The organism is Flavobacterium sp. (genome assembly GCF_020217025.1).
Taxonomy (GTDB): domain Bacteria; phylum Bacteroidota; class Bacteroidia; order Flavobacteriales; family Flavobacteriaceae; genus Flavobacterium.
This window is the reverse complement of sequence record NZ_JAIWOF010000106.1, coordinates 1-10,000: the sequence shown is the minus strand read 5'-3', so window position 1 is coordinate 10,000 and position 10,000 is coordinate 1. Positions and strand designations below refer to the sequence as shown.

Genomic DNA, 10,000 nt, shown 5'->3' with positions numbered 1-10,000 from the left:
TTCCCTGAAATATCTGATGGATTACCATTAACTAAACTTAATGCGTTATATCTAACAGCCATATAAAACAATGATCTAGCTACATCTCCTTTCCATTTTCCTTGTGTTCCCGATGGTCCATTATAATCTCCTAAACCAAAATCTTTATTACTCTTAATAATATTTTCTTGTCCATCTTCAGCGTGTAAGTGATGTGCATCTGAATGAGCAGATAAAATATCATTTGCATTTGTTGGTAACCAAATATTGATTCCATCTGCAGTAGAGGATGTTCCTCCAGAAAAACCTCCTCTTGCTTGCGCAAAAACATGTTCTCTTACCCATTTTCCTACACCACTACTTCCAACTTGCTGATCTAATTTTGGTTTTGGTGACTCAACATAATACATCCAAACTTGATTACTGTTTTCAGGATTTATATCAGCACTTTTGAGTATTTCCCAAATATCACCATAACTATGTGCTCGAACAACCGCTGGATTTGCAATTATATCTTGTAGCGCTTGCTTTAATGCATTACCAGATAGACCTTCTAAAGAATCGTAATACCCAGCAGGAATAGTTGGTGTTACTAGTCCATAAGTTGGGGTTAAAGGAGTTCCATAAGATTGAACTATAAAATCGTTATCGTAAATTCTTACTATGATATTATTATTATTTGAAACATATCCTAAAGCTAAAGGCTGAACATTAATCAACATTTCTTCATCTCCCTCATCAAAACTATCGTCTGTTAAAGTGATACTTGTTTGTGTTGAACTTTGACCTATTGGAATTGTAACTGATAAAGTTCCCGAATAATCACTACTATTAAAATTTCCATTGTTAAGTGTGAAGTTTATATCTAGATTAGCAGTTGTAACAGGTTGGCTTGTCGTAAAAATAATATTAAAAACATCACCTTCATTATAACTCACTTGAGAAGTTGAAACCGTTACATAATTTAATACTATTCCACTTCCATCATTGTTAACACCGGGAGTTGGTGGTTTTACTTCATAAGTTCCATCATTTTTTCTTTGAATTGATTTTGAAACCGAAGTTGATGTTTCAATATCAGCAGAACTTACTGATAAATTTAAAATCGACATTAAATTTGTTGCCACTACAGTATTGCTATTGGAATAAGCAACCGCATCAATTAAATTTGTTAGAGTTGCCAAAGTTCCTGTAGTAGTTGTATATGGAAAATCAGAACCGTTTCCAAGATATAGTGCTACTACATCTGGTCCGTTTTGAATTTTACTATTCGGAATATTACCTGCTGGAGAAGGCTCTACCATAACATTTCCAAAATGAATAATTCCATTTATGTCTGTTACAAAACCATCTAAATCATAGGTGTAATAGCTTGAGGAATTTGATTCATTAAAAAAAACAAGTACATAACCATCCAAAGGAAAATTTGGTGTAGCAGATTTTAATTCAATAAATTCTTTAACATCACTTCCTGGATTATCTGCATCTACCTCGTTAATAACAACTTGAGAGTAGTTAAACATTCCTAACATAAGGAATAATAGGGTAAGTAATTTTAGGGGCATAAAAACTATTTTTATCAAAAATACGAATATAAAAATGAAAGCACTATCATTTTTTAACAATACTTATTAATTTTAAGCGTTTTTTAAGGCTATTGTACGAGTATTTTTATATTTTGCAGTCGTTAAGCAACTTTTTGATCTATTTGTCATCTAATTAAAAACTAATTAATCGATTTTGAAATTTATAATTAAAATAATCATTTTCTTATTTCCAATTCTTGTTATCTCTCAACATTCTTCTAGAATGACTGTAAGAGTTAATACAGAAGATAAAACGCTATTGATTAAACAGATTTTAACTTTTAACAATACTAGTAACGATACTTTAGACCATATTATTCTTAACGATTGGAATAATGCCTTCTCCTCAAAATCTTCTGCATTAGCAAAAAAATATTCCGATGAATATGTGAGAGCATTTCATTTAGCAACTGAAAAAGAAAGAGGTTTCACAGAAATTAAAACTATAGTAGATAACGGTTTTCAAACCGTTAATTGGAATCGACCTAATACCAAAGTTGATTTAGTAAAATTAAAACTCAATCAACCCATTTTACCTTGTTCAAAACAAACCTTTACATTGGTTTACACTGTTAAAATTCCAGACTCAAAATTTACCAAATACGGGTACTATAATGATGGACGAATCGTATTAAAAAACTGGTATTTAAATCCAGCTCGATTTGAACATAAACAATTTATACAATACAGCAATGAAAATTTAGATGATATTCCAAATGCTTTTTCTGATTTTGAAATTGAATTTGAACTTCCAAAAGACTATGCTTTATCTAGTAACCTACAAGAAATCAATTTTATTGAACTTATTGATACTAAAAAAGTCCTCCTAAATTCTAAAAACAAAAATGAAGTTGTCATTACAATAGAACCTAAAAGTACCTATCAAAGTTACAAAAATGAAATTATTGAAGTAAGTTGTGGAATTGAAGATTCTAGAGTAAAAGAAATTGACAAAGCGATAATTTTTGATAGAGTAAGTCGATTTACAGCTTCAAAACTAGGATTGCCACTAACTTCAAAAATCCTAATTACTCAGGAAGACTACACGCGTCAGCCGTTTTATGGTTTAAACCAATTGCCTAGCTTTTTGAGTCCATTTTCTAATGAATTAATGTTTGAATTGAAATTTTTAAAAACTTATTTAAACAATTATTTAAAAGAAAATCTAAATCTAAATCAAAGACGTGATTATTGGATTACTGATGGAATTCAAGTTTACATAATGATGCAATATGCTGATGAGTATTTCCCAGAACTAAAAATGACAGGAAATGTTGCTCATCTAAAAATTTTAAAACCGTATCATTTTATCAATCTTGATTTCAATCAACAATACAGCTATTTGTATATGTTAATGGCTCGTAAAAATTTAGACCAACCTCTTAATGAGCCAAAAAATCGCTTGATAAAATTCAACGAACAAATAGCTAATAAATACAGAGCTGGCTTAAGTTTAAAATATTTAGATAGCTATTTAGGAAACGAAATTGTTCATAAAAGCATTCAAGAATACATTCAAGAAAATCAGTTTTTTGGAACAAATTCTCGTCAGTTTGAAACCGTTCTTGTAAAAAACAGTCCAAAAGACATCAATTGGTTCTTTAGAACGGTAATTGAAACACGCGATTTAATCGATTATAAATTTGGTAAAGTCACCAAAACCAAAGATTCTATTTCGGTGAATATCATCAATAAAACGAATACTAATGTTCCCATTTCATTATATCAATTAAAAAATAATGAAATAATTAATAAAATGTGGTTGACAGAAATTAAAACTGATTCTACGATTGTAATTCCAAGATTAGACGCTGATAAAATCACATTAAATTATAACAACGAAGTTCCAGAATACAACCTAAGAAATAACTGGAAATCTTTAAAAGGTTTCTTCTTTAATAATCGTCCTATAAAATTCATATTTTTCAAAGATTTGGAAGAACCTTATTACAATCAAATCTTTTATGTTCCAGAAGTAGAATTTAATATTTATGATGGTATTGCTTTGGGAATGCGAATTAACAACAAATCCATGTTAAACAAACCATTTACTTTCAATATGACTCCAATGTATTCTAGCAATACGGGATCAATCGTAGGTAAATTTTCTGCCTTTGTTGATGATAATATTCGCGAAAAAGGCAAGTTATATAACATCCGATACATGATATCAGGTAGCCGTTTCCATTACACAAAAGATGCTTTTTATACTAATTTTGTACCTGTTGTTCAATTTAAATTTAGAGATGAAAATCTTAGGGTAAATAAAAATGAATTCATACAACTACGACAAATTTACGTTAACAGAGATAAATCGCCATTTGTAACCGATACTAATACAGAAAACTATAATATTTTCAATGCGAAGTACGGAAATTATCAATCGGAAGGTACAAAGCATTTTTCTTTATTAAATGATTTACAAATTGCCAATTCATTTGGTAAAATATCCACAGAAATCCATTACCGAAAATTATTCGAAAACAATAGACAAATTAGTTTTCGTTTTTTCGCTGGAGCTTTTATGTACAGGAGCGTAAATACCGATTTTTTTAGTTTTGGGTTAGACAGACCAAACGATTATATGTTCGATTATAATTTATTAGGACGAAGCGAAACAACTGGAATTTATAGCCAACAGTACGTTTATGCAGAAGGTGGATTCAAATCTAAATTAGATACAAGATTTGCCAACCAATGGATGACTACCATAAACGGAACTTTCAATATTTGGAATTGGATTCAAGTATATGGCGATGCCGGAATGTTAAAAAACAAATACGATAATGCAAAATTTGTCTACGATTCAGGCTTACATTTAAACTTGGTTCCCGATTATTTTGAACTATTCTTACCCGTTTATTCCTCTAACGGATTTGCTTTGGATGATGTTAACTATGGACAACAAATTCGTTTTGTTGTCACTCTAAGTCCTAAAACATTAATTTCACTATTTACCAGAAAATGGTTTTAATAGATTTTTGCCTATTTATTTGATAATTCAATAATTAAAAATCATTTTTCAATGAATTCATTGCGTTTTTCAAATCAAAATCATTGATAATTTAATAATAATTAAAAAAATATCACTCCCTGTATTGTTTTATAAGTCGTTTTAATTAAATTTGTTGAATTATCAATTTCGTACAAACGGCTTATGAAAACAGCAACAACATCGGAAGTAGTTTCTTTTGAAGATTTCAAAAAAGAAGTCATTAACGATTATAAAATCGCCCGAATCAGTAGAGAATGTAGTCTTCTTGGAAGAAAAGAAGTACTTACAGGTAAAGCCAAATTCGGAATTTTTGGCGATGGTAAAGAAGTACCTCAATTAGCTTTAGCAAAAGCGTTTCAAAACGGAGATTTCCGTTCAGGATATTATCGTGACCAAACGTTTATGATGGCAATTGGCGCTATGAATATCGAGCAATTCTTCGCTGGATTATACGGCCATACCGATATTAATTTTGATCCAATGAGTGCTGGACGTCAAATGGGCGGTCACTTCGCAACGCATTCATTAGACGAAAACGGAAATTGGAAAAACTTAACCCAACAAAAAAATTCGAGTTCTGACATCTCTCCTACTGCTGGGCAAATGCCGCGTTTGTTAGGATTGGCTCAAGCTTCAAAAATATACAGAAATGTTTCGGGTATCAACCAAACCAACTTCTCCGAAAACGGAAATGAAGTAGCTTGGGGAACTATCGGAAATGCTTCCACTTCAGAAGGTTTATTCTTCGAAACGATTAATGCTGCTGGTGTTTTACAATTGCCAATGGTAATGAGCGTTTGGGATGACGAATACGGAATTTCAGTGCACGCACGTCATCAAACCACAAAAGAAAATATCTCTGAAATCTTAAAAGGTTTCCAACGTGATGAAGAAAACAACGGTTACGAAATCTTACGTGTTAAAGGTTGGGATTACCCAGCTTTAGTTGAAACCTACCAAAAAGCATCGCAAATTGCGCGTGAAGAACACGTTCCTGTTTTAGTTCACGTAAGCGAATTAACACAACCTCAAGGTCACTCTACTTCTGGAAGTCATGAGCGTTACAAAAATGCAGAACGTTTAGCTTGGGAAGCAGAATTTGACTGTTTAGCTAAAATGAAAACTTGGTTAATCGAAAACAATATCGCTACTTTAGAAGAATTAGAAGAAATTGACAATCAAGCTAAAAAAGACGTTTTAGAAGGTAAAAAAACAGCTTGGACCAACTTTACAGCGCCAACAAAAGCAGAACAACAAGAATTAGTTGGTTTACTAAATACCATCGCTTCACAAAGTGAAAACAAAGTATTTATCGAGAAAATCGCTAACGATGTTGCTTCTATAAAAGAACCAATTCGTAAAGATATTTTAGTAGCAGCTCGTAAAGTGTTGCGCATGATTATAAAAGAAAATACGCGTGCGACTTTAGCGACTTGGATTGAAAATTATATGGTGAAAATCCAACCAAAATTCAGTTCGCACTTATTTTCACAATCGGATAAAACGGTTTTAAAAACAAAGGAAGTAGCTCCAACATACGATGCAACTGCGGAAGATGTGGATGCACGTTTGGTTTTAAGAGATAACTTTGATGCTATCTTCTCAAAATATCCAGAAACGTTGATTTTTGGTGAAGATTCTGGAAACATTGGTGACGTAAACCAAGGTTTGGAAGGCATGCAAGAAAAATACGGAGAATTACGTGTTGCCGATGTCGGAATTCGTGAAGCTACAATTTTAGGTCAAGGAATTGGAATGGCAATGAGAGGATTACGTCCGATTGCTGAAATTCAATATTTAGATTATTTGTTGTACGCTATTCAAATCATGAGTGATGATTTAGCGACATTACAATACAGAACAGCGGGTCGCCAAAAAGCACCGTTAATCATAAGAACTCGTGGTCATCGTTTAGAAGGCGTTTGGCATTCAGGTTCTCCAATGGGAATGATTATCAATGCGATTCGAGGAATTCACGTTTTAGTTCCAAGAAACATGACTAAAGCCGCTGGTTTTTATAACACATTATTAGAAACTGACGAACCTGCATTAGTGATTGAATGTTTGAACGGTTACCGTTTGAAAGAAAAAATGCCAACCAACTTAGGTGAATTCAAAACACCAATAGGAGTAGTTGAAACGATCAAACAAGGAACTGATATCACATTAGTTTCTTACGGTTCAACATTACGTTTGGTAGAACAAGCGGCAAATGAGTTAGAATCGGTTGGAATTAGCGCTGAAATTATCGATATTCAATCGTTATTACCATTCGATATTAATCATGACATTGTAAAATCAATTGCAAAAACAAATCGTTTATTAGTAATTGATGAAGACGTTCCTGGTGGAGCAAGTGCTTATATTTTACAAGAAATTGTAGAAAACCAAAATGCCTATAAACATTTAGATAGCGCACCTCAAACCCTAACATCAAAGGCACACCGACCAGCTTATGGAACGGATGGAGATTACTTCTCAAAACCTTCTGTAGAAGACATTTTTGAGAAAGTTTATGCGATAATGAATGAGGTAAATCCAACAAAATATCCAAATTTGTATTAAATAATTTGTTTATTCAAAAAATATTTAGAAACATTTGCAACATACAATTAAGAACATGATTTCAATTTTAAACAATACTTGGTGGTGGTCTAACTTACGTCAAACGTCGTGAGCGAAACCTGCTATAGTATAATTTAAAACCAAATACATAGAAAAGGCTTGTCAATCACGACAAGCCTTTTTTTATTGCCAAAAATTAAACAAATATGAAAAAATACAAGTTACATACTAATTACAAACAAATTCTTGCCGATACCATTACACCGGTAAGTGTTTACTTGAAAATTCGCGATAAATTTCCGAATAGTATTCTGTTAGAAAGTTCGGATTATCATGCGAATGACAACAGTTTTTCATACATCTGTTTCAATCCGATTGCTTCCATCAAAGTAGAAAATCAAAAAATTGAAACGAATTTCCCGGATGATTTTTCAGAAATTATTCCGATTGATGCTGATGTAAACGTAGCGAAAGAAATCGAAAATTTCTCTAATCAATTTGAAACCGAAAAATCAGATTTTAAATTTATAACACAAGGATTATTCGGTTATTTAGCTTACGATGCCATTCAGTATTTTGAGAAAGTTTCGATTGAGAAGAAATCGTCAGAAAACGAAATTCCTGAAATTTATTACGCTGTTTATAAGAATATCATCGCTATTAATCATTTCAAAAACGAAGCCTATTTATTCTGTCATAGCTTTGACGGAAGCAACAATATCGCCGAAATTGAACAATTATTACAAGCCAAAAACTTTGCCTCTTTTTCGTTTCAAAAATCAGGAAACGGAACTTCTAACTTAACTGATGACGAATTCAAAAACTACGTTTCGTTAGCCAAAAAACATTGTTTACGTGGCGATGTATTTCAATTGGTCTTATCTAGAAGATTTTCACAAGATTTTAAAGGTGATGAGTTAAATGTATATCGTGCTTTAAGAAGTATCAATCCTTCTCCTTATTTGTTCTATTTTGATTATGGAAATTTCAAAATATTCGGTTCATCACCAGAAGCGCAATTGGTAATTAAAAATAATTTTGCTGAAATTCATCCTATCGCGGGTACATTCAAACGCACCGGAAACGACGAACAAGATGCCGAATTAGCTAAAAAATTAGGGCAAGACACCAAAGAAAACAGCGAACACGTAATGCTTGTAGATTTAGCAAGAAACGATTTAAGTCGAAGTTGCCATGATGTGAAAGTAGAAAAATACAAAGAAGTGCAGTTTTTCTCTCACGTGATTCATTTGGTTTCAAAAGTATCTGGAAAATTAAAAGAAAATCATACTTTTATGGAATTAGTTGCGAAGACTTTCCCTGCAGGAACTTTAACTGGAGCACCAAAAGTAAAAGCCATGCAATTGATTGAAAACATCGAAAAAACGAACCGAAGTTTCTACGGTGGTGCCATCGGAGTGTTAGATTTTGAAGGCAATTTCAATCACGCGATTATGATTCGTTCCTTTTTGAGTAAAAATCATACGCTACATTTTCAAGCTGGAGCTGGAATTGTAGAAAGTTCATCAGAAGAAAACGAAATGCAAGAAGTATACAACAAGTTAGGTGCTTTACAAAAAGCTTTAGATTTAGCAGAAAACATTTAGACAAAAGACATCATGAAAATAGCAGTTATAGACAATTACGATAGTTTTACCTACAATTTGGTCCACTATTTAGAGGATTTGAATGCGAATGTAACCGTTTTTAGAAACGATGAATTTGAATTGAATGAGCTAGAAAAATTCGATAAAATTCTACTTTCACCAGGACCAGGAATTCCAGACGAAGCGGGTTTATTGAAAGAGGTTATCAAAAAATATGCTACTACTAAGAGTATCTTCGGAGTTTGTCTAGGTTTACAAGCTATTGGAGAAGTTTTTGCAGGAGAATTAACCAACTTAGAAAAAGTGTATCACGGTGTGGCTACTAAAGTTACCAAAACCGAAGACGACTTTATTTTCAACGATTTACCAAATGAATTCGAAGTAGGACGCTACCATTCTTGGGTCGTTTCCAACGAAAACCTTCCTTCTGATTTAATCGTAACTTCAAAAGATGAAAACGGTCAAATTATGTCGATGAAACATGCGCATTTTGATATTCGAGGAGTGCAATATCATCCAGAAAGTGTTTTAACTCCTTACGGAAAAAAAATCCTAGAAAATTGGCTTAGCCATTAATTAGCAACAAAATACACGCTTAATTTCTTGCTTCACTAACACAAAATAAGTGACGTACAGCCCAACTTATATCCAATTTTAAAAATTCGAAACACATGAAAAATATATTAAATCGATTAATTCAACATGAAATCCTAACCAAAGAAGAAGCCAAAGAAGTTTTGGTCAATATTTCTTCTGGAAGTTATAATCCAAGTCAAATTGCTGCTTTTATGACAGTTTATATGATGCGAAGCATTACTATTGAAGAATTAGCGGGTTTCCGAGAAGCTTTGTTAGAATTGTGTATTCCGGTTGATTTTTCCGCTTACAATACCATCGATTTATGTGGAACCGGTGGCGATGGTAAAGACACTTTCAATATTTCTACTTTAGCTTCTTTCATAGTCGCTGGTGCTGGAATTAAAGTCGCAAAACACGGAAATTATGGCGTTTCCTCCATTTCAGGATCGAGTAATGTAATGGAAAAAATGGGAGTAAAATTTACGAAAGATTCTGACTTCTTAACCAAATCTATTGAAGAAACGAACATTGCCATTTTACATGCGCCACTCTTCCACCCTGCTATGAAAAATGTGGGTCCGATTCGAAAAGAATTAGGTGTGAAAACGTTTTTTAATATGTTGGGACCTATGGTAAATCCATCGTTTCCCAAAAACCAAATGGTAGGAGTTTTTAGTTTGGAATTAGCT

6 protein-coding genes are annotated in these 10,000 nt (G+C 32.6%); 5 read left to right on the top strand and 1 reads right to left on the bottom strand.

The features are described from left to right. The coding region (locus LDL23_RS05190) for an endonuclease (protein ID WP_291264758.1) at window positions 1-1,544 on the bottom strand (1,544 nt) is incomplete at its 3' end. 244 nt (window positions 1,545-1,788) lie between these two features. Between LDL23_RS05190 and LDL23_RS05185 the strand changes: the two genes are divergently transcribed. From LDL23_RS05185 to trpD, 5 genes are all read left to right on the top strand, one after another. Further along, complete coding sequence (locus tag LDL23_RS05185; RefSeq protein WP_291264757.1) at window positions 1,789-4,539, top strand: aminopeptidase; 2,751 nt, start codon at window positions 1,789-1,791, stop codon at window positions 4,537-4,539. A 183-nt stretch (window positions 4,540-4,722) separates the two neighbouring features. Then, window positions 4,723-7,125 (top strand): thiamine pyrophosphate-dependent enzyme, encoded by a 2,403-nt coding sequence (locus LDL23_RS05180; protein ID WP_291264756.1) that lies wholly within the window; start codon window positions 4,723-4,725, stop codon window positions 7,123-7,125. Between the two features lie 206 nt (window positions 7,126-7,331). Further along, window positions 7,332-8,732 carry an anthranilate synthase component I family protein gene (locus tag LDL23_RS05175; protein ID WP_291264755.1) on the top strand — a complete coding sequence of 467 codons (1,401 nt, stop codon included), beginning with the start codon at window positions 7,332-7,334 and terminating at the stop codon, window positions 8,730-8,732. Window positions 8,733-8,741: 9 nt separating this feature from the next. Then, entirely contained in the window at window positions 8,742-9,308 is a 567-nt protein-coding gene (locus LDL23_RS05170; RefSeq protein WP_291264759.1) for an aminodeoxychorismate/anthranilate synthase component II, read from the top strand. A 95-nt stretch (window positions 9,309-9,403) separates the two neighbouring features. Continuing rightward, window positions 9,404-10,000: anthranilate phosphoribosyltransferase (gene trpD, locus LDL23_RS05165; protein ID WP_291264754.1), on the top strand; the 597-nt coding region annotated here is incomplete at its 3' end.

What these genes read in the sequence shown, in the direction of transcription:
- LDL23_RS05185 (WP_291264757.1), top strand. Translation starts at nt 1,789, where the DNA reads ATGACTGTAAGAGTTAATACAGAAGATAAAACGCTATTGATTAAACAG.
- LDL23_RS05180 (WP_291264756.1), top strand. Translation starts at nt 4,723, where the DNA reads ATGAAAACAGCAACAACATCGGAAGTAGTTTCTTTTGAAGATTTCAAA.
- LDL23_RS05175 (WP_291264755.1), top strand. Translation starts at nt 7,332, where the DNA reads ATGAAAAAATACAAGTTACATACTAATTACAAACAAATTCTTGCCGAT.